Annotated in this window: 22 protein-coding genes; 11 read left to right on the forward strand and 11 right to left on the reverse strand. The window is 72.9% G+C overall.

The features are described 5' to 3' along the window. Window positions 1-137: 137 nt before the first annotated feature. Window positions 138-803, forward strand: a complete 666-nt coding sequence (locus AB0M46_RS07070) for a 4'-phosphopantetheinyl transferase superfamily protein (protein WP_363333406.1) — start codon at window positions 138-140, stop codon at window positions 801-803. Window positions 804-1,014: 211 nt separating this feature from the next. Next, the gene (locus tag AB0M46_RS07075) at window positions 1,015-1,584 is read left to right on the forward strand and encodes an HD domain-containing protein (protein ID WP_363333407.1); all 570 of its coding nucleotides are present in this window, start codon (window positions 1,015-1,017) and stop codon (window positions 1,582-1,584) included. 80 nt (window positions 1,585-1,664) lie between these two features. Here AB0M46_RS07075 and AB0M46_RS07080 read toward each other — a convergent pair whose 3' ends face one another. Then, on the reverse strand, window positions 1,665-1,898 hold the full coding sequence (locus tag AB0M46_RS07080; protein WP_363333408.1) for a hypothetical protein: 234 nt from the start codon (window positions 1,896-1,898) through the stop codon (window positions 1,665-1,667). Window positions 1,899-1,937: 39 nt separating this feature from the next. On the opposite strand from AB0M46_RS07080, the gene AB0M46_RS07085 reads away from it, so the two are divergent. From AB0M46_RS07085 to AB0M46_RS07100, 4 genes are read left to right on the forward strand one after another with little or no spacing between them, the layout of a single operon-like run. Further along, window positions 1,938-2,978 (forward strand): LacI family DNA-binding transcriptional regulator, encoded by a 1,041-nt coding sequence (locus AB0M46_RS07085; protein WP_363333409.1) that lies wholly within the window; start codon window positions 1,938-1,940, stop codon window positions 2,976-2,978. A gap of 3 nt (window positions 2,979-2,981) precedes the next feature. Further along, on the forward strand, window positions 2,982-3,707 hold the full coding sequence (locus AB0M46_RS07090; protein ID WP_363333410.1) for a (Fe-S)-binding protein: 726 nt from the start codon (window positions 2,982-2,984) through the stop codon (window positions 3,705-3,707). Further along, on the forward strand, window positions 3,704-5,128 hold the full coding sequence (locus AB0M46_RS07095; RefSeq protein WP_363333411.1) for a LutB/LldF family L-lactate oxidation iron-sulfur protein: 1,425 nt from the start codon (window positions 3,704-3,706) through the stop codon (window positions 5,126-5,128). Before AB0M46_RS07090 ends, AB0M46_RS07095 begins: the two co-directional genes overlap by 4 nt. Further along, the gene (locus tag AB0M46_RS07100) at window positions 5,121-5,726 is read left to right on the forward strand and encodes an LUD domain-containing protein (RefSeq protein WP_363333412.1); all 606 of its coding nucleotides are present in this window, start codon (window positions 5,121-5,123) and stop codon (window positions 5,724-5,726) included. The genes AB0M46_RS07095 and AB0M46_RS07100 overlap by 8 nt, the downstream gene beginning before the upstream one ends. Here AB0M46_RS07100 and AB0M46_RS07105 read toward each other — a convergent pair. The 8 genes from AB0M46_RS07105 to AB0M46_RS07140 form a co-directional block, all read right to left on the reverse strand. Beyond that, entirely contained in the window at window positions 5,646-6,344 is a 699-nt protein-coding gene (locus tag AB0M46_RS07105; protein WP_363333413.1) for a 4Fe-4S single cluster domain-containing protein, read from the reverse strand. The genes AB0M46_RS07100 and AB0M46_RS07105 overlap by 81 nt on opposite strands. Continuing rightward, on the reverse strand, window positions 6,328-6,969 hold the full coding sequence (locus AB0M46_RS07110) for a helix-hairpin-helix domain-containing protein (protein ID WP_363333414.1): 642 nt from the start codon (window positions 6,967-6,969) through the stop codon (window positions 6,328-6,330). The genes AB0M46_RS07105 and AB0M46_RS07110 overlap by 17 nt, the downstream gene beginning before the upstream one ends. Beyond that, entirely contained in the window at window positions 6,959-7,174 is a 216-nt protein-coding gene (locus AB0M46_RS07115; RefSeq protein ID WP_363333415.1) for a DUF2997 domain-containing protein, read from the reverse strand. The genes AB0M46_RS07110 and AB0M46_RS07115 overlap by 11 nt, the downstream gene beginning before the upstream one ends. Continuing rightward, window positions 7,171-7,614, reverse strand: a complete 444-nt coding sequence (locus tag AB0M46_RS07120) for a hypothetical protein (protein ID WP_363333416.1) — start codon at window positions 7,612-7,614, stop codon at window positions 7,171-7,173. The genes AB0M46_RS07115 and AB0M46_RS07120 overlap by 4 nt, the downstream gene beginning before the upstream one ends. 2 nt (window positions 7,615-7,616) lie before the next feature. Beyond that, window positions 7,617-9,239 carry an AAA family ATPase gene (locus AB0M46_RS07125; RefSeq protein WP_363333417.1) on the reverse strand — a complete coding sequence of 541 codons (1,623 nt, stop codon included), beginning with the start codon at window positions 9,237-9,239 and terminating at the stop codon, window positions 7,617-7,619. A gap of 205 nt (window positions 9,240-9,444) precedes the next feature. After that, entirely contained in the window at window positions 9,445-9,969 is a 525-nt protein-coding gene (locus AB0M46_RS07130) for a M15 family metallopeptidase (protein WP_363333418.1), read from the reverse strand. A 23-nt stretch (window positions 9,970-9,992) separates the two neighbouring features. Next, a complete protein-coding gene (locus tag AB0M46_RS07135; RefSeq protein WP_363333419.1) occupies window positions 9,993-10,664 on the reverse strand; it encodes a zf-HC2 domain-containing protein in 672 nt (223 codons plus the stop codon). Next, entirely contained in the window at window positions 10,661-11,170 is a 510-nt protein-coding gene (locus AB0M46_RS07140; RefSeq protein ID WP_363333420.1) for a sigma-70 family RNA polymerase sigma factor, read from the reverse strand. Before AB0M46_RS07140 ends, AB0M46_RS07135 begins: the two co-directional genes overlap by 4 nt. Window positions 11,171-11,261: 91 nt before the next feature. Here AB0M46_RS07140 and AB0M46_RS07145 point away from each other — a divergent pair, with 91 nt between their 5' ends. After that, window positions 11,262-11,888: a (2Fe-2S)-binding protein gene (locus AB0M46_RS07145; protein ID WP_363333421.1), complete on the forward strand. Its 627-nt coding sequence runs from the start codon at window positions 11,262-11,264 to the stop codon at window positions 11,886-11,888. 450 nt (window positions 11,889-12,338) lie between these two features. Here the strand turns inward: AB0M46_RS07145 and AB0M46_RS07150 are convergent, their stop codons facing one another. Further along, the gene (locus AB0M46_RS07150; protein ID WP_363333422.1) at window positions 12,339-12,563 is read right to left on the reverse strand and encodes a CbtB-domain containing protein; all 225 of its coding nucleotides are present in this window, start codon (window positions 12,561-12,563) and stop codon (window positions 12,339-12,341) included. A gap of 84 nt (window positions 12,564-12,647) precedes the next feature. Continuing rightward, a complete protein-coding gene (locus tag AB0M46_RS07155) occupies window positions 12,648-13,472 on the reverse strand; it encodes a cyclase family protein (protein ID WP_363333423.1) in 825 nt (274 codons plus the stop codon). Window positions 13,473-13,688: 216 nt separating this feature from the next. On the opposite strand from AB0M46_RS07155, the gene AB0M46_RS07160 reads away from it, so the two are divergent. The 4 genes from AB0M46_RS07160 to AB0M46_RS07175 all read left to right on the forward strand — a co-directional run bounded on the left by AB0M46_RS07160 (window position 13,689) and on the right by AB0M46_RS07175 (window position 16,428). Next, a complete protein-coding gene (locus tag AB0M46_RS07160) occupies window positions 13,689-14,615 on the forward strand; it encodes a DUF929 family protein (RefSeq protein WP_363333424.1) in 927 nt (308 codons plus the stop codon). Further along, the gene (locus AB0M46_RS07165) at window positions 14,602-15,090 is read left to right on the forward strand and encodes a vitamin K epoxide reductase family protein (RefSeq protein ID WP_363333425.1); all 489 of its coding nucleotides are present in this window, start codon (window positions 14,602-14,604) and stop codon (window positions 15,088-15,090) included. Before AB0M46_RS07160 ends, AB0M46_RS07165 begins: the two co-directional genes overlap by 14 nt. Before the next feature lie 88 nt (window positions 15,091-15,178). Next, window positions 15,179-15,880, forward strand: coding sequence for a YcnI family protein (locus AB0M46_RS07170; protein ID WP_363333426.1), 702 nt, complete (start codon window positions 15,179-15,181; stop codon window positions 15,878-15,880). Between the two features lie 125 nt (window positions 15,881-16,005). Then, window positions 16,006-16,428, forward strand: coding sequence for a GntR family transcriptional regulator (locus AB0M46_RS07175; protein ID WP_363333427.1), 423 nt, complete (start codon window positions 16,006-16,008; stop codon window positions 16,426-16,428). The last annotated feature ends 93 nt before the right edge of the window (window positions 16,429-16,521 follow it).

Here is a 16,521-nt window from a genome sequence, read left to right on the forward strand (position 1 = left end):
CGCATGCGAGCGCGGCGCCAGGCCAGGACCCGGCGGCGCCCAGCAGCGCGTGCGAGCGCGGCGCCGGGCCAGGGCAGCGCACCGGCGGCGTCCGCGGCGGGTGGGAACGCGGCGCTGCGGCGGATACAGTCGCGGGCGTGGATGACCTGTTGCCGGAGTGGGTGGCGGTTGAGGTTGCGGCGGAGGAGGACTACGCCGGACGGCTGCTGCCCGAGGAGGCGGCCGGCCTGAGCGAGCGGGCCGTGGCGAGCCGCCGGCGGGAGTTCACCGCCGGCCGGGTCTGTGCGCGAAGGGCGCTCGGCCGGATCGGGGTGCACGGGCGCGCGGTGCCGACCAGCCCCGGGCGGGCGCCGGTCTGGCCCGAGGGTACGACCGGCAGCATCACGCACACGGCCGGGTACTGCGCCGCCGCCGTCGCCCTGCGCTCCGACGTGCGGGCCGTGGGCATCGACGCCGAGCGCCGTACCATCCTGCCCGGCAACGTGCGGCGCTCGATCTGCCTGCCCGAGGAGCTGGCCTGGTGCGCCGAGCAGCCGGGCGAGGACTTGTGGCCGGCGGTGCACTTCTCGGCCAAGGAGGTCGTCTACAAGCTCTGGTCCCCGATCGTCGGCACCTGGCTGGACTTCCTCGACGCCCGGCTGACCATCGACGTCGCGGCCCGGGAGTGGGAGGCCCGCATCCTGGCCGACAAGCTGGCCGAGTCGCCTCCGGGGACGCCGGCCGTCTTCCGGGGCCGCTTCCACGTCGTCCCCGACCTGGTCCGCAGCGCGGGCTACGTAACCGACAGCGAACTCCGCACATGACCGAGGCAGTCCCCAGCGCGGGCTACACGACCGACAGCGGGACTTCGCACCTCAGCGAGGCAATCGGCAGCGCGGACTACATAACTGACAGCGAACCCCGCGCAAAAACGAGGCAATCGGCAGCGCCGGCCTGCATGACCGACAGCGAACTCGGCACATCAGCGAGGCATCGGTACGCGTCGGCCTACGTGACCGGCAGCAAGCTCCGCGCATGAACGAGGCGCTCGAGCGGGCATTCGCGGAGCCGGGCCTACGGCCGCTGCCCGACGTTGTCGCGGTGCTACTGCGGGATGTGGACGCGCCGCCGCGGCTCGGTGCCCATCTGCGGGCCGTGCACGACGTCGCCGTAGAGATCGTCGACGGGCCCGTGCTCGCCGGCGTCGGCGTCGACCGGGAGGCGGTGCTCTTCGGGGCGGCCACGCACGACATCGGGAAGGTGCGCTTCCCCGGCGAGCTCACCGGGCCCGGCGCACAGCACGAGCCGGCCGGGGAGCAGCTGCTGGTCCGGCTCGGCGTCGAGGGGCGGCTCGCCCGCTTCGCGGCGCTGCACGGGCGGTGGGACCGCGACGGGGTCACGCTCGAGGAGCTGCTCGTCACGCTGGCCGACAAGGTCTGGAAGGGCCGGCGCGAGCCCGGCCTCGAGCAGAAGGTCGCGGAGGTCGTCGCCGCCGCCACCGGCGAGCCCGTCTGGGCCGCCTACATGCGCCTGGACGACGAGCTCACCCGCATCGCCGAGGGTGCCGGCGAGCGCCTCGCCTTCCAGGCCCGCTTTCCCCCGTGAATGCCCCGGCGCAGAACCATGATCTAGAACATCTGTTCTAACCATGAGCACACCGTACCCCAGAGGTGCGACAAAACCGGTCAGACGCGCCCCGGCACGCCGCGCGAGGCCCCCAGATGCACTCCTTCGTGCCGCCGCCGGGTCGAGCAGGCGCGCAGCGCGGCGACGGCGCCGAAGAACTTGCCGACGGACCCCTCCCCGGTGATCGACTCATGAAACGTTTCAAAGAGTGGTTGCCGTGACGGTGGAAGCAATCCCGCGACGATGTCGAGGGTTTCGATCGCGTTAACGTTTTGATACACCGATTGCGGCACCCTGCCGCGCCTTTGGGCTTGACACGTTTCAGGAGTTCGATGTCCACCACCGGCATCAAGGAGGTCGCGCGCCGGGCCGGCGTCTCCATCGGCACCGTCAGCAACGTCCTCAACCGCCCGGAGCTCGTCGCCACGAGCACCCGGCAGCGCGTGCTCGACGCGATCGCCGAGCTCGGCTACGTGCGCAACGACTCGGCCCGGCAGCTGCGGGCCGGGCAGAGCCGGCAGATCGCCCTGGTGGTGCTGGACGTGACCAACCCGTTCTTCACCGACGTGGTCCGCGGCGCCGAGGCGGCCGCCGAGGAACACGGGGTGATGGTCGTGGTCTGCAACAGCGACGAGGACGCCGGCCGCGAGCAGCGCCACCTCGAGCTGCTGGAGGAGCAGCGGGTCCGCGGGGTGCTCATCACCCCGGTCGGCGAGTCGCCCGGCTCCCGGCTGGAGCAGCTCATGCAGCGCGGCACGCCGGTAGTGCTGGTCGACCGGGGCACGAGCCGGCACAGCCGCTGCTCGGTCGCCGTCGACGACGTGCTCGGCGGCCGGCTCGCCGGGGAGCACCTGGTGGCGCAGGGGCATCGGCACATCGCCTTCGTCGGCGGGCCCGTCTCCATCGCCCAGATCCACGACCGGCACGCCGGGATCGCCGGGGCGGTGGCGGGCAAGGCGGAGCTGGCCGTGGTACCGACGCCGAACCTCACCGTCGCGTCGGGCCGCACCGCCGCCACGCGGATCGCGTCGACGCCGCCCGAGTCCCGCCCGACCGCGGTGTTCTGCGCCAACGACCTGCTCGCCCTCGGGGTACTGCAGGAGATGACCCAGCGGGGGATCCGGGTGCCGCGGGACGTGGCGATCGTGGGCTACGACGACATCGAGTTCGCCGCGGCGGCCGCCGTGCCGTTATCCTCCGTTCGGCAACCCCGCGAACAGCTTGGCCGCACGGCGGCAGCCCTGCTGCTCGAGGAGATCGAGGACGACGGCCGGCACGAGCACCGGCACGTGGTCTTCCAACCCGAGCTGATCGTTCGCGAGTCCAGCGGCCGCCCGCGCGGCCGGCGGGCCGCGGGCAGAAGAGGGCGGTAACCGATGCGCGTGGCGCTGTTCGTCACGTGCCTGGCCGACGCGATGTTCCCCGACGTCGGCAAGGCGACCGTGACACTGCTGGAGCGACTGGGGCACGAGGTCGTGTTCCCCGAGGCGCAGACGTGTTGCGGGCAGATGCACGTCAACACGGGGTACCAACGGCAGGCCCTGAGCCTCGTCGAGCACCACATGCGCACCTTCGAGCCCTATGACGCGATCGTGGCCCCGTCGGGCTCGTGCGTCGGCTCGGTGCGCCACCAGCACGCGATGGTCGCCGAGCGGGCCGGCAAGCGCCAGCTCGCGGCCCGGGCCGCCGAGGTCGCCGGGCGCACCTACGAGCTGTCGGAGTTCCTGGTCGACGTGCTCGGCGTGACCGACGTCGGGGCGCACTATCCGCACCGGGTGACCTACCACCCGACCTGCCACTCACTGCGCCTGCTGCGCGTCGGCGACCGGCCCCTGCGGCTGCTGCGCGCGGTGCGGGGCATCGACCTGGTCGAGCTGCCCGACGCCGAGCAGTGCTGCGGCTTCGGGGGCACCTTCGCCCTGAAGAACGCCGACACCTCGGCCGCGATGCTCGCCGACAAGCTGCGCAGCGTGCTGTCCACCGAGGCGTCGGTGGTGACGGCCGGCGACTCGTCGTGCCTGATGCACATCGGCGGCGGGCTCTCCCGGCTGTCGGTGGACGCCAAACCGGTACACCTGGCGCAGATCCTGGCGGCCCGATGAGCACCTTCCTCGGCATGCCCACGGTCGCCCCGCGCGGCGTCGGGCACCTGCGCGGCGACGAGAGCTTCCCCAAGGCGGCCCGCGCGGCGCTGGGCAACGAGCAGCTGCGGCGCAACCTTGGCCACGCCACCCGCACCATCCGGGCCAAGCGGGCCGCGGTCGTCGCCGAGGTCCCCGACTGGGAGGAGCTGCGCCGGGCCGGCGAGGCGCTCAAGGCCGCGACCATGGCCCGCCTGCCGGAGCTGCTCGCCGAGCTCGAGGAGCGGGTCGCCGCGGCCGGCGGCACGGTGCACTGGGCCCGCGACGCCAACGAGGCCAACCGGATCGTGACCGGCCTGGTCCGGGCGGCCGGCGCCGACGAGGTCGTCAAGGTCAAGTCGATGGCGACCCAGGAGATCGGGCTCAACGAGGCCCTGGCGGCCGAGGGCATCGCGGCCTGGGAGACCGACCTCGCCGAGCTCATCGTCCAGCTCGGCCACGACAAGCCCTCGCACATCCTCGTGCCGGCCATCCACCGCAACCGCACCGAGATCCGCGACATCTTCCTGCGCGAGATGCCGGACGCGCCGCCGGACCTCACCGACGATCCCCGCCGGCTGGCCATGGCCGCCCGCGAGCACCTGCGGCGCAAGTTCCTCTCGGCGAAGGTCGCCGTCTCCGGGGCCAACTTCGCCGTGGCCGAGACCGGCACCCTGGCCGTGGTCGAGTCCGAGGGCAACGGGCGCATGTGCCTGACCCTGCCGCGGACGCTGATCACGGTCATGGGCATCGAGAAGGTCGTGCCCACGTGGACCGACCTGGAGGTGTTCCTGCAGCTGCTGCCGCGCTCCTCCACCGGCGAGCGGATGAACCCGTATACGTCGCTGTGGACCGGCGTGACGCCCGGCGACGGGCCGCAGGAGTTCCACCTCGTGCTGCTGGACAACGGGCGGACCGCGGTGCTCGCCGACGAGGCCGGCCGCTCCGCGCTGCACTGCATCCGGTGCAGCGCCTGCCTCAACGTGTGCCCGGTGTACGAGCGGACCGGCGGCCACGCCTACGGCTCGGTCTACCCCGGCCCGATCGGCGCCGTGCTGAGCCCGCAGCTGACCGGGGTCGAGGACAACGCCTCGCTGCCGTACGCCTCCAGCCTCTGCGGCGCCTGCTTCGACGCCTGCCCGGTGCGCATCGACATTCCGTCCATGCTGGTCCACCTGCGCACGAAGCACGTCGAGGAGCGCAAGGGCCCGTCGCCGGAGGCGATCTCGATGGCCGCCGCCTCGTGGGTGATGGCCCGCCCCGGCCGGTTCCGCGGCGCCGAGCGGCTCCGCCGGCTCCTGCCCCTCGCCGCGCCGTTCGCCCGGGGCTGGACGGCGAGCCGCGACCTGCCCGAGCCCCCGGCCCAGACCTTCCGCGAATGGTGGCGCACCCGCAATGGCTGACACCGACGCCCGCTCGGAGGTCCTCGCCCGGATCCGATCCGCGCTGGGCTCCTCCCCCGCGGTCCCCGAGGTGCCGCGCGGCTACCGCCGGGCCGATCCCGCCCGCGCCGGCGACCTGCGGCTGCTCGCCGATCGCCTGGAGGACTACAAGGCGACCGTCGTGCACACCACCGCCGACGGGCTGGCGGCGGACCTCGCCGCGGCGCTCGACGGGGTCGGGCCCTTGATCGTGCCGCCGGGGCTGCCCTTCGACGTGCCGGGCGCGATCGTCGACGACGGCACGCTCGACGCGCCCGCCCTTGACGCCTACGCCGGCGTGGTCACCGGCTGCGCCGCCGCGGTGGCCGAGACCGGCACGATCGCCCTGGACGCATCGCCCGGCCAGGGCCGGCGGGCGATCACGCTGGTGCCGGACCGGCACTACTGCGTGGTCCGCGCCGACCAGGTCGTCCAGTCGGTGCCGGACCTGCTGGCCCGGCTCGATCCGGGCCGGCCGCTGACGCTGGTCAGCGGGCCGTCAGCGACGAGCGACATCGAGCTGAACCGGGTCGAGGGCGTGCACGGCCCCCGCACCCTGGTCGTGTTCCTGGTGGAGTGAGCGGCGGCCCAGGTCGTGCAGCAGCGCGTCGAGGGTCTCGTCGTCGGCCCAGCCGTTGACCGAGAGCACGCCGTCCGCGGCGACCGTGATCTCCAGGCGGTCCGGGGTCGCGGCCACCGCGGCCACGGGAATCCGGTCGCCGCGCTGGACGAACTCCTGGTTGGTGGAGCCGGCCCACGGGCGGTCGCGGTCGACCAGCCCGGCCACGAAGGGCCCGGCGATGAGCAGGTCGGTGGCCTTCAGCAGCGCCGCGACCCCGGGCCGGCCGGCGTGCACCTGCCCGTTGAGCTGCGCCGTGGTGTAGCCGGAGAACGTCATCACCGACAGGCCGGCGGCGCCCGCGGCCCGGGCCACCTCGGCCAGCGGGGCGGCGTGGTCGAAGGGCTCGCCGCCGAGCAGGGTCAGCCCCTCCGTGCCGGCTGCGAGGACCCGCGCGATGACCTCCCCGGTCGGGGTCGGCGTGCCGCCGCGGAAGGCCCACAGGTGCGGGTTGAAGCAGCCGGCGCAGCGGATCGTGCAGCCCTGGACCCAGATCGCGGTCCGTTCGCCCGGCCCCTCGGCGACCGTGCGGTCGACGAACCGGCCGATGGGCAGGATGTTGTCAGAAGTCGACGACACGGCCGGGTCCCGCGGGGTTCTGCCGCGCCCGGGGCCTCGGCGTGCACGTCAGCTGCCCGCGGACGCGGGCGAACTCGTGCGGGGCCAGGGCGGCGCCGAACTCCTCCACGGTCTGGAAGCCGCCCCGGGCCTCGCGGTCGGCGATCAGCCGCCCCGCGCGCACCGGGTCCAGCCGGACCACCTCGACGAGCTGTGCCACGGTCGCGGCGTTGACGTCCAGCGCGGACACGACCGGCGGCGGACCCGCAACCGGCGGCGCAGCCAGCACCGGCGGCGGGGCCAGCACCGGCGGCTGCTCGAACCAGGGGCGGTTGGCGGCCCGCCAGCGCAACCAGGAGCCGTTGAGGAACAGGGCGTGGACGATGCTCTCGAACCACAGGACGAAGTACCCCACGGCGATCGCGGTGCTGACCGAGGAGTCCTGGCCGAGGCGGTTGATGGCCACCAGCCCCGCCCACGGCAGGACCAGGTAGACGACGCCCAGACCCCACCAGGCCGGCTTGCGGGCGGTGATGCCGATGTACAGGTAGCCCGAGCCACCCAGGCAGCCCAGGCCGAGCACCACCAGCAGGACCCACCAGCTGTTGCGCAGGCGCCAGCCGAGGCCGGTCGGGTTAGCGGCCATCGTGCTGCTCCTGTCGGTTCGTGACGGCTCCGGTGACGCGGTGGAAGTCGGAGGTGTACTCGCTGTGGACGGTCTGCGCCGCGAGCAGATCCTCGAGGACGGCGATGTAGTTGAGGCACTTCGACCCGGTGATGCCCTCGGTCACGGCCGACACCGTGCCGTCGGCGGCGACGGTCACCACGAGCCGCTTCGCAGGACCGCTCACGAGGCCCGCTCCACGGCGAAGACCAGCCGGACCGCCCGGTCGGGGGTGACCGAGCGGGACTCCAGGCGCAGCCCGGCCGCCGGCGCCCGCTCGGTCAGCCGGGCCAGCACCGCCTGCTGGACCTGGCGGCCGTAGGCGGCGTCGACGGCGCGCACGATGTCCACCGCCCGCGCCTCGTCGACGTCGCCGGTGAAGTGGGCGGTCCAGATCTGGCGCTCGTCGCGGGCGAAGCGGGCCCGCACGCCCGCCCAGTCCGCGACCAGGACGCCGTCCTCGCTCGCCACGGCGGCGCGGGACTCGCGCAGGGCGGCGGCGAGCAGGCCGGCGTCGCGCATCCGGGTCTGCACCTGGCACACCGTCGCGTCCTTGCCCTTGCTCAGGCCCGCGTGGGCGGCCGCGGCGGCGATGGCCAGCGGTATCAGGATCAGGGAAACACTCATCGTCAGACCTCGATCGTCCGGCCTTGGGCGCCGAGCACCGGCATCGGCGCGGTCGGGGGCTCCCCGCTGGGGTCCCAGTCCTCGGGTGCGGTGGCGGCCACCGCGCGGGTGCGGGCCCACTCGCGGATCACGTCGAGCTTCTCGGCCTGGGTCACGCTCAGCGGTACCGTCGCGGCCGCCGCCCGCTGCAGGTCCTCACGGCGCAGGGGGCGCCGCTCGGAGAAGGCGTCGAAGAGCGCGGCCACGACGACCTGCTCGATCTCGGCGCCGGAGTAGCCCGCGGACAGGTCGCACAGGTCGTGCAGGAGGGCCTGGTCGAGCTGCAGGTGGCCCTGCACGGCGGGGCGGGCCAGGCGCCGGCGCAGGTGCAGCGACCAGATCGAGGACCGCTCGGCCCGGCTGGGCAGGTCGACGAAGAAGATCTCGTCGAAGCGGCCCTTGCGCAGCAGTTCGGGCGGGAGGCGCTCGATGTCGTTGGCGGTGGCGATGACGAACACCGCCCCGGTCTTCTCCTGCATCCAGGTCAGGAACGTGCCGAAGACGCGGTTGGTGGTGCCGCCGTCGTTGCTGCCCGAGGTGGCGAAGCCCTTCTCGATCTCGTCCACCCACAGCACGCAGGGGGCGCTGGCCTCTGCGGTGCGCAGCGCGGCGCGCATGTTCTGCTCGCTGGAGCCGATCAGCCCGGAGAAGACCCGGCCGATGTCCAGGCGCAGCAGGGGCAGGCCCCAGGCGGCGGCGACGGCCTTGGCGGTCAGCGACTTGCCGCAGCCCGGCACGCCGGTGATGAGCACGCCCTTCGGCGCGGGCAGGCCCCACTCGGCCGCCGCGGCCAGCCAGGAGTTGTCCCGCTTGGCCAGCCAGCGCTTGAGGTTCTCCAGGCCGCCGACCTGGTCCAGCCGGACGCCGGCGTCGACGTACTCGAGCACCCCGGCCTTGCGCACCGCCTGCCGCTTCTCCTCGTGCACGACGGTCAGGTCCTGCAGGTCGAGCACGCCGTCGTTGACCATGGCCCGGGCGAAGGCGTTCTCGGCCTCGGCCAGGGTCAGCCCGGCCGCGGCCTTGGCGAACTTCTCCCGGCCGACCGGGTCGAGGTCGATGCGGATCCGGCCGCTGGCGGCGTTGTTCGCGATCATGCCCTCGAGCACCCCGCGGATCTCGGCCTCGGTCGGCAGCGGGAAGTCGACGATTGTGACGTCCTTCTCGGCGTCGGGCGGGATCCGCAGTACCGGCGCCACGATGACGAGCGTGCGGGGCGCCGCGCCGGCCTTGAAGGCGGCGGCGATGTCCCGCAGCCGGCGTACCACGCTGGGCAGCACCGGCACGTCCCCGCCGAGCGAGTTGTGCAGGTCCCGGAAGACGAACAGGCCCGGCTGCTGGATGCGCAGCACGGCCTCCAGGGCGTTGTCGGGCTCCGAGGTGTACTGCTGGACCGCCCCGTCCGGCTGCACCAGCCCGCTGGTCGCCGACCAGGTCCAGACCGGCCGCGGGGTGCGCACCAGCGCCGCGTCGGCGGCCACGGCGGCCAGCTCGGACAGCACCCGGTGCTCCTCGTAGGACTCCACGTAGAGGACCGGGAACCTGGCCTTCAGCAGCTGCGCCAGGTCATGGCGGAAACCGGTCACCACGCTATGCCCTCCTTACGCCGATCGACGCTCGCCCAGAGGCTAACCGCGGCGGGGTGATCAGATGAGTCCGCTGATTGCCGCCAGGGCTGTCAGAAAGGCGCCAACGGCGAGGCCTGGGCACGCAGGCTGCGGCGGCACGCGGGGCGCCCGGCCGGCAACGCGAAGACGAGGGCGGCCACGCCGTACACCCCATGGTGCCGTGCGGTCACGCCTGCATTGTCGAAGGGCGGTAGGCCCAGTGCCACGGCTCGCGCGGGGTCGTCTCGGCGAAGCTGTAGCGGCCGGCGTTGGCCCGCATCCAGGCCTGGGCCTTCGCGTCGAGGTCGAGGTCGACGGCCAGGCCCCAGCCGTGGTCGCTGGTCCCGGGCTTGGCCGCGAGGCCGCCCTGGGAGTAGAGGCCCTTGCGCCGGACCAGGTCGACCTGCTCGGCGTAGGAGCGGTACGAGTCGGTGATGCCGATGTGCACGCCGTCGCGGCGGGCCGCGCTCATCAGGGCCTCCAGCGACGTGGCGGCCGGCGCTTGCAGGCGGTGGTCCGTGCCGCCGACCCGCTGGAGCGCACCCTCCGGGATCTTGCCGTTGCCGTACCGCTGCACGTCATCGGCCTGCACGGTGCGCAACGTCTCCGCGAACGTTGTCCCGGAGGCCGCCTTGGGCGCCTGGAACGCCGCGAGCTGGCCGCGGATTTCCGTCACTCGGGTGGCGATGCCGGCAACACCTAACGGGTCCACATCGCACACCCTAGCTTCCGGATTTATGCGATATGGGCGGATCCGAGCAGGTGGCCGTCGTAATCGGCGACCTGGATCGAGCCGACGTTGACCAGCTGGATCGAGCTCGCCCCGGTCACCCGGGCCTGGGCGGAGGAGGTGCGGCCCCAGCAGGCGGCCTGCTCGGCCTGGCCCCCGCGGTCCAGCACCCGCATCACGAACGGCCCGTCGCCGGGCAGCCCCGCCAGCTCCAGCGACACGGAGACGCCCCACTGCTTCGGGGTCAGCAGGGCCCGGCCGCTCAGCTCGCTGCCGGAGGCGGCCTCGAACTGGACCACCGTCGGGGCCGGTCCGCTGGCCGACGCCGTCGCCTGCGCCACGGGCGGCGCCTCCGGCTTCGGGCGCAGCGCCAGGACGACGGCCACGATCGCCAGCACGGCGCAGGCGGCGGCGAGCGCGACGACCGGCAGGCGGCGGGGGCGCGCCCGGCGCAGGAACGCGTCCAGGCCGGCCCGCGACGGCGGCTCCAGGGTCGCGCAGTCCCCCGCCGGGAGGCGCTGCAGCAGCTCCGGCACCGCGGCCAGCCGCCCGACCTCGGCGCGGCACTCGGCGCAGCCACTGAGGTGGGCGTCGACCGTGCTCTGGTCGGCATCGTCGAGGCCGCCCAGGACGTAGGCCCCGAGCAGCCGGCGCACCGCGTCGTGCCCGGCGGTCACCGTAAGACTCCCATCTCCTCGAACACCGCACGCAGCGCGCGGACCGCGTAGTACGCGCGCGACTTGACGGTACCCTCCGGTACCGACAACCGGCGGGCCGTGTCGGCGACGGTCCGCCCGTCGTAGTACACGGACTTGATGACCTCGCGGTGCTCGGCCGACAGCCGGTCCAGCGCGGCCCGGATGAGCCAGCCCTCGACCAGCTCGTCGACGTTGCCGGGATCGGCGACGGCGGCGACCGCGTCGGGGTCGGAGACCAGCCGGGGCCGGCGCTGCTCGGCCCGCCACGCGTTGCTGACCACGTTGCGCGCGATGGTGAGCAGGTAGGCCCGGGTGGTGTCCCGGCTGACGTCGATGCGCTCGATGTGCCGCCAGGCCCGCAGGAGCGTGTCCTGCACGAGGTCCTCCGCGCGGTGGCGGTCCCGCTCGTACCGCGAGACGAACGCGAGCAGCACACCGTAGTGCTCGGTGTACAGCGCGGTCATGAGCTCCTCGTCGCGCGTCACGCATAGCCCCTCTCCACGGCCACCCCGACGGTGTACACCCCGAGACGGTTCAGGGTTCAACCATCACCGGCCCATCACTAAAGTACGGCGGGTGAACCCGTACTTCGTCTGGGACGAATACGCCCCGGGCCCGGACTGGCGCCCCTTCACGGAACTGCTGGAGCCCGACGTCCTGGCGCAGCGCGTGGCCGTGTCGCGGCAGGGCCTGGTGGCCATGTTCGGCCTGGACGAGGCCGCGGTGCCCGAGCGGGTCGTCGCCTCCGTACTGTTCCTCGGCTACGCCTCGCGCCTGCTGTCCCCGCTGCTGGCCGAGTCGCTCGACGGGCCGATCCGCGCCGTGGGCCCCGGCGACCTGTGGTGGCGGCCGGTCCCCGGCGGCCCGCTGCCGATGGCGGTCGGCCCGGTCGGCACCCGCCCGGCGTCGGACCTCTTCGACGTGGCCGTGCTGGGGCTGGTGGCGCCGCTGCTGGAGGTGTTCCGGGCCCGGTTCCGGCTCTCGCCGCAGGTGCTGTGGGGCAACGCGGCGTCGGCGCTGGGCGGGGCGGCGGGGCAGCTGCCGGAGGGCGCCTGGGCGGCGGTGGCGGGCCTGCTGCAACGGCCGCCGCTGGCGGGGATGGCGCTCGTCGGGCACCACTCGCTGCGCCGCCGCAACTGCTGCCTGTACTACCGCATCCCGGGCGGCGGCACCTGCGGCGACTGCGTGCTGCGACACCCCTGACGACCGCAACCGCGGCCTGCACTACCAAACCCCGATGACCGCAGCTGCTGCTCGTACTACCGCATCCCGGACGGCGGCCCCCGCGGCGACCGCGTGCTGCGACACCCCTGACGACCGCAACCGCGGCCTGTGCTACCGCATCCCGCACGGCAGCACCCGCGGCGACCGACGTGCTGCGACACCCCTGATCGTTCGGCCGCGAACGAAAAGTCGGGCGCTGGCGCGCCGCGACTTTTCTGACTTATACCCCGTCGGAGCTTAAGTCCGATTCTCACCGGATATGCCGCCTGTCAGGCGAAAAATCCGATAAGTCGTGGCGCGCCAGCGCCCGACTTATCGGCGTATGGGCTCACGCCCCCGCGTCAGCGGCAGGGGAAGCCGAGAACATGCCAGCCGTCGTGGACGAGTAAGTCGCGGCGCGCCAGCGTCACATGGGCTCACGCCCCCGCGTCAGTGGCAGGGGAAGCCGAGGAAGTGCCGGCCGTCGTGGACGAACTCGTGCAGGTGGGTGTCACTGCCGAAGATCGAGACGGCGCCCTGGTCGATGCCGACGAAGTAGTACACGAGCAGGGCCAGCAGCGCCGTGCCGCCCAGCCAGAACAGCGATCGCGAGATCGGCAGGACCAGCGGGGTGGCGGCCGCCTGCGGCGTCTCGGCGCCGGAAATGGTGCTCATACGTTACGACACTAGGAGTCACCCACTCCTTACGTCAATCGGGCCGGCGCCGCCGAACGGCGCACGGCACCGGCCCGACCTCATTCACGCATGCACACCCGGCGGGATCACGCCGTAGATCAGGGCCGTCGATCCCGCGCCCTTGAGGTTGATAAAGCCGCCGCACAGCACCGAGGCGCCCGTGGTGGGGAACCGGGCCAGCCCGGCCAGGATCTCCAGGCTGACCCGGTGCCGCTGGTACACCAGCAGCGAGGCGAGGAACTGCGGGTCCGTGCCCAGGTCCGGCCCGAACGTGTCGATGCCGGTGCCGCCGTTGCGGCCGATCCGGCCGGTGTCGATGAACCACTGGACCGTCTCCGGCGCGAAGCCGGGCTGGTGCAGCACGCCGTCGGCGTCGAGGTTGGGGAAGGCCGGGGTGCCCCACTTGTACTCCCAGCCGGTCCACATAATGATCATGGACTCGTTGGGGATGCGGCCGTGGCGGCGCTCCCACTGCTTCACGTCGTCGACGGTGAGCGCGTAGTCGGCGTTGCGGGCGCACTTGTCCCGCACGTCGATCTTCACCGCGGGCAGGAAGAGATCGTTCGGGTCGAGCTCGTCGGCGAGCGGCTCGCCGGCGTTGAAGTGCCCCGGCGCGCCCCAGTGCGTGCCGGTCGCCTCGCCCTCCCGGACGTACTGCAGGTAGTACCCATCGTTCTCGATCGTGGCGATGGTCTCGAGCGTGAACGCGGGGTCCCCGGGGTAGATATTGGTTTTGGCGGGGTCGTTGACGTGGGACAGGCTGATCAGGCGGGTCTTGCCGGGCCGCAGCGCGTCGGCCCCGGCGGGCGCGGCCGCGGCGCTGCCGGCCAGCCCGGCGGCTCCGGCGACCGCTCCGCCAGCGGCCGCGAGCAGGTGTCGTCTCTGCATGTTGTTCGAATCGCCCCTTCGCATCCGTGCACGACGATGTTGCCGCCGACTTTAGGCCCTTCTCACCCCGCGGTTCGGGACCTTGTACCCGGCCGCGCGACGCGCCGGACCGCCTAGCATCGAGCCTCGGCGGGTGATCTTTGCCGAGTTCCGGGGAACCAGGACCGCGGCGCGTGCGACTAAGACAAGACCGACGTTTCTCCGGAAGGTGGCCGCGTGTCCAAACGGCAGCGCGACTCGCGCGAATATGCGCGCCGAATGCGGATGATCCAGGAGCGGGCGACGGCCCGGCACGGCCGCCTCCGGATGGCGTACTCCGCCATCGGCGCCGTCCTGCTGGTCTTCGCCGTGATGATCGTGGTCCGGCTCGGGTCCGGGGCGGGCGGCGGGGGCGGCGAGGCGCCCAGCGCCCTGCCGACGGGCAGCGCCGCCGCCGAGATCACCGCCGGGGTCACCTCGGTGCCGGCGGCCACCCTCGACCAGGTCGGCAAGGGCTCCGCCCAGGTGCTGCCGACGGTGGTCACCGGGCAGGCGACGCTGACCGAGGGCGGGAAGCCGCTGCTGCTGTACGTCGGGGCCGAGTACTGCCCCTTCTGCGCCGCCCAGCGCTGGCCCGTGGTGGTGGCCCTGTCGCGGTTCGGGACCTTCAGCGACCTCGCGCTGACCACGTCCGCCGCCGACGACACGTTCCCCAACACGCCGACGCTGTCGTTCCACGGTTCGACGTACACGAGCCAGTACATCGCCTTCCAGGGCGTGGAGACGACCACGAACGTGCGCAAGAACGGCCAGTACGCGCCGCTGGACCAGCTGACGCCCGCGCAGGTGCAGATCGTGCAGAAGTTCAACGCGCCGCCGTACGTCCCCCAGGACTCGGCCGGATCGATCCCCTTCATGGACTTCGCCAACCGGGCCGTGCTGGCCGGCGCCTCCTTCAGCCCCCAGCTGCTGCAGAACCACTCGCACGCCCAGATCGTCGCCGCCATCAAGGACCCGAACAGCCAGCTCGGCGGCGCGATCAACGGCAACGCCAACGCGCTCACCGCGCTCATCTGCAAGCTGACCGGCGCGCAGCCGGCCGACGTGTGTTCCAGCGCCGCCGTGAAGGCCTTCCAGGGGGAGTTCGCCAATGTCGGTCAGTGAGGTCGAGATCGACCGCAGCCTGGTGCAGCCCTGGGTGCCGCTCGCGTCGATGGTGCTGGCGGTCGCCGGCTTGGCCGTGTCGGTGTACCTCACCATCGAGCACTTCACGTCCTCGACCACCCTCGCCTGCCCGGAGACCGGCGCGCTGAACTGCCTGAAGGTCACCACGTCGGAACAGTCGGCGTTCCTGGGCATCCCGGTCGCCATTCTGGGCCTGGTGTACTTCGTGATCATGCTCGTCCTGTCGCTCCCGGCCCTGTGGCGCTCGCCACTGCCGGCCCTGCGGTACGGCCGCCTGATCTTCTCCGGGATCGGCGTGCTCTTCGTCTTCTACCTGGTCTTCGCCGAGCTGTTCACGCTGAAGGCCATCTGCCTGTGGTGCACGGCGGTGCACGTGCTGGCCGTCGGGCTCTTCGCGCTGGCCGCGATCGGCACCGCCTGGGCCGATCCCGGCGACCTGAAAGAAGCCCGGTAACCGCCTGGGAGACATTCGGGAACTTTGCGGGGATGTGTGGCGACTAACCGCGCGACACATCCCCGGCACCCGAGAGGAACTCCCCGTCATGCGCCTGACCCACGTGGTCCGCGCCGGTGTCGCCGCCGCGGCGGCCATCACCGCGGCGCTCGCCTTCCCCGCCGTCGCCTCCGCGCACGTCACCGTCAACCCGAACACGGCCGTCCAGGGCGGCTACACCAAGGTGACCTTCCGCGTGCCGACCGAGCGCGACGACGCGAGCACCACGAAGCTGGAGGTGGCCATCCCGACCGACAAGCCGATCGCATCGGTGTCGCTCAAGCCGGTGCAGGGCTGGACGGCGGTGACCGAGAGCTCGAAGCTCACCACCCCCCTCAAGACCGGCGACGGGGGCGAGATCACGGAGGCCGTCTCGAAGATCACCTGGACGGCCGACGCCAACTCGGGCATCAAGCCCCACCAGTTCCAGGAGTTCGACGTCTCCCTCGGCCCGCTGCCGCAGACCGACCAGATCGTGTTCAAGGCCCTGCAGACGTACTCCAACGGCGAGATCGTCCGCTGGATCGACGAGCCGTCGGCGGGCGCCGAGGCCGAGCACCCGGCCCCGGTCCTGAAGCTCACCAAGAAGGCCGACACGACCGCCGCCTCGGCCGGCCCGACGGCGACCGCCGAGGCGTCCGGCTCCGGTAGCGACGGCACCGCCATCGGCCTCGGCATCGCGGGCCTGGTCCTCGGCCTCGCCGGCCTGGTGGTCGGCGTGCTGGCCTACCGCCAGTCCTCCCCCGCCTGACGTTCGCGCACGAGGTCCCGGAATGTCGCCTGACGTTCCGGGACCTCCGGCATCCTCGGGGCCTGGAAGTTCCACCGACGCGCCGGGGATTTGTGTTCCTGTGGCCACTTGGCTACATTGACGGCATGGTGCGCTACCTGGATGTCGCCGACGCGCTGCGCGAGCGAATCACCTCCGGCGCGCTGGCGCCCGGGGAGGCGGTGCCGAGTGCCGAACAGCTGGCCCGCGATCACGGTACCGGGCGGGACACCGCCCTGAAGGCGCTGCGCGTGCTGCGCCGCGAGGGGCTGCTCCTGCTCGGCCGCGACAACATCGTGCGGGTCGGCCCGGTCGAGCGCCGGGCCGTCGGCGCCGCGGTGGACGTGCCGCCGACGATCGTGGAGATGCCGGCACAGGCGGTGCTGCGGGCCCGGATGCCCACGCCGCGCGAGCGCGAGGAGCTCGGCCTTCCCGATGGCGTGCCGGTGCTGGTCGTCGTCCTCGGCGACGTCGAGGAGGTCCACCCGGCCGCGGAGACCGGCATGCGCTGGCCCCGCCAGCGCGCCTGACGCCGGTCCGCACCAGCAGTTCGACCGCGCCCGGGCTCGAGGCCGGCTTGCCGCTCATCACGGCGTACGGAGGGCCGCACAAAACGACATTCC

Source organism: Dactylosporangium sp. NPDC051485 (assembly GCF_040682015.1).
Taxonomy (GTDB): domain Bacteria; phylum Actinomycetota; class Actinomycetes; order Mycobacteriales; family Micromonosporaceae; genus Dactylosporangium.

Excerpts from the sequence above, each read along its gene's own strand:
- AB0M46_RS07100 (WP_363333412.1), top strand. The coding sequence starts at position 5,121 with ATGGCTGACACCGACGCCCGCTCGGAGGTCCTCGCCCGGATCCGATCC.
- AB0M46_RS07150 (WP_363333422.1), bottom strand. The coding sequence starts at position 12,563 with ATGAGCACCATTTCCGGCGCCGAGACGCCGCAGGCGGCCGCCACCCCG.
- AB0M46_RS07165 (WP_363333425.1), top strand. The coding sequence starts at position 14,602 with ATGTCGGTCAGTGAGGTCGAGATCGACCGCAGCCTGGTGCAGCCCTGG.
- AB0M46_RS07085 (WP_363333409.1), top strand. The coding sequence starts at position 1,938 with ATGTCCACCACCGGCATCAAGGAGGTCGCGCGCCGGGCCGGCGTCTCC.
- AB0M46_RS07110 (WP_363333414.1), bottom strand. The coding sequence starts at position 6,969 with ATGGCCGCTAACCCGACCGGCCTCGGCTGGCGCCTGCGCAACAGCTGG.
- AB0M46_RS07120 (WP_363333416.1), bottom strand. The coding sequence starts at position 7,614 with ATGAGTGTTTCCCTGATCCTGATACCGCTGGCCATCGCCGCCGCGGCC.
- AB0M46_RS07155 (WP_363333423.1), bottom strand. The coding sequence starts at position 13,472 with ATGCAGAGACGACACCTGCTCGCGGCCGCTGGCGGAGCGGTCGCCGGA.
- AB0M46_RS07090 (WP_363333410.1), top strand. The coding sequence starts at position 2,982 with ATGCGCGTGGCGCTGTTCGTCACGTGCCTGGCCGACGCGATGTTCCCC.
- AB0M46_RS07075 (WP_363333407.1), top strand. The coding sequence starts at position 1,015 with ATGAACGAGGCGCTCGAGCGGGCATTCGCGGAGCCGGGCCTACGGCCG.
- AB0M46_RS07175 (WP_363333427.1), top strand. The coding sequence starts at position 16,006 with ATGGTGCGCTACCTGGATGTCGCCGACGCGCTGCGCGAGCGAATCACC.
- AB0M46_RS07095 (WP_363333411.1), top strand. The coding sequence starts at position 3,704 with ATGAGCACCTTCCTCGGCATGCCCACGGTCGCCCCGCGCGGCGTCGGG.
- AB0M46_RS07170 (WP_363333426.1), top strand. The coding sequence starts at position 15,179 with ATGCGCCTGACCCACGTGGTCCGCGCCGGTGTCGCCGCCGCGGCGGCC.